Raw genomic sequence first — 1870 nt, 5'->3', positions numbered from 1 at the left:
GATTTCGTCGACCTCGGTGATGCCGACGGTCAGACGATGCGGTCCGAGCCGGAAGACGACGCCGTCCCAGGTATTGTCGCGGTCCTGCTGCGAGGCGCCGCTGGCGTCGTGCTCTACGCTGCGGCGCTCGACATCCCCGAGCACCCGGCACAGCGACTTGTTCGTTCTCCCTACCATGTCGGTGTTTCATTCCTCCCCGGCCCTGGATCCCCAGGCAGGCCGGCCCATCTATCAAGGTCGCGTGGCCTCCGATCCCGGCGCCTTGGCAGCGCTGTTGGGCAAGAAGGCACCGCATGCCGAACGCGTTGGCTTCGAGACCGGTGCCATGTCGAGCTGGCTATGGCACGAGCTCCGGCGGATCGGCCTGCCGGTGGTCTGCATCGACGCCCGCCATGCCCATGCCGCGCTTTCGGTGCGGATGAACAAGAGCGACGAGAACGATGCGCGTGGTCTCGCCGAACTGGTCCGGATCGGCTGGTATCGGGAGGTTGCCGTGAAGAGCGAGGCGAGCCAACAAGCCAGATCGCTGCTGCTCACGCGGTCGCGCCTGGTACGGATCCGGCGTGATCTCGAAAACCAGATGCGCGCCATGCTGAAGGAGTGCGGACTGATCTTCTCCCGCTCGATCGGCTGGCAGTTCCGTCGTCGCGTGGAAGAACTGTCTGGCGAAGGACATGTCCTGTGGCCGGTGCTACTGCCGCTGCTCTCCGTCCACGCACATGTCTGTAGCGAGTTGGACGGGCTCGATCGCAGGGTCCGCCAACTCGCCAAGGAAGACGACACCACGCGCCGTCTGATGACGGTGCCGGGGATCGGCGTGGTGACGGCGCTCACCTTCCGTCACACGATCGACGACCCCTCGCGCTTCAAGAGTGCGGCGACGGTCGGCGCCTATCTCGGCCTGACACCACGTCGAAAACAGTCCGGCGAAACAGATACGAGTGGCCGCGTGTCGCGATGGGGCGACCGCCTGCTGCGAACCTATCTGTTCGAAGCGGCCAGCGTCCTGCTGCATCGAACCAAGAGATGGTGCGCGCTGAAGGCATGGGGCCTGCGCCTTGCCAAGCGCAACGGCATGAAGAAGGCCCAAGTCGCGGTGGCCCGGAAGCTGGCTGTGATCCTCCACTGCATCTGGGTCGACGGGACGGTCTTCGAATGGGGGAAAGAAATGACGGCATGAGCCCCCCTGACCTCACACTGAGATTGCAGGCCTGACGCCAGACCTGTGATGTCCCGCCGGGACGGCGGTTGCGGTGACCTCGATGAATCGGCTGCAGGCTCCCAAAGCACCTGCGCTCCATACGCTGACGGCACCCGACCCGAACATCACCATGAGGCCGTGACCTCGAAAAGGACCATGACCCCGGCTCGGACGCAGAAACAGGCTTGACGAGGAACCGCAATTAAAGGGCCGGTTCACATATCTGCCGGCCCGAATGGCAGAAATCGGCGTCGGAGGGCAGACTCCGCCTCATGCCAGCAGCCTTTGTCGGACGAGGAACAGGTTGCCGAGGGCGAACAGCGTGAAGAGTTGTGCCCGGTTCTTGGCGAGGCCGCGGTAGCGGGTCTTCAGATACCCGAACTGGCGCTTGAGCACGCGGAAGGGATGCTCGACCCGGGCCCGCACCATGGCGATGATCCGGTTGATGTCCTCGTCGACGGGGTGCAGCGCGCCGCCCTTCGGCGCCTTCCTCATGACGCCCCAGAACTTGCCGGGGCCGGAGAACGCGGTCTCCCGCGTGGCGCTGACATAGCCCTTGTCCGCCCAGACCGATGTCTCTCCGCCGTGCAGGAGCTCGTCCCAGACCTGGCTGTCATGCACCTTGGCCGTCGTGGTCTCGAGGCTGTGCACGATGCCGCTGTCGGCATC

At 64.9% G+C, this 1870-nt stretch carries 2 protein-coding genes; one reads left to right on the top strand and one right to left on the bottom strand.

Annotated elements, in window-relative coordinates; genetic code table 11:
• Positions 1–175 precede the first annotated feature (175 nt).
• Complete coding sequence (locus I6U14_RS00505; RefSeq protein ID WP_296895990.1) at positions 176–1180, top strand: IS110 family transposase; 1005 nt, start codon at positions 176–178, stop codon at positions 1178–1180.
• A 291-nt stretch (positions 1181–1471) separates the two neighbouring features.
• Here I6U14_RS00505 and I6U14_RS00500 read toward each other — a convergent pair.
• Positions 1472–1870 (bottom strand): transposase (locus I6U14_RS00500; RefSeq protein WP_296895988.1); only part of this gene is annotated, 399 nt, incomplete at its 5' end.

Origin of the sequence: Thiohalocapsa sp. (genome assembly GCF_019695415.1) — a bacterium.
In the GTDB taxonomy this organism is placed as follows: domain Bacteria; phylum Pseudomonadota; class Gammaproteobacteria; order Chromatiales; family Chromatiaceae; genus Thiohalocapsa.
The sequence above is the reverse complement of the archived record's forward strand: the minus strand, read 5'-3'. Positions and strand labels throughout refer to the sequence as shown.

Excerpts from the sequence above, each read along its gene's own strand:
- I6U14_RS00505 (WP_296895990.1), top strand. The coding sequence starts at position 176 with ATGTCGGTGTTTCATTCCTCCCCGGCCCTGGATCCCCAGGCAGGCCGG.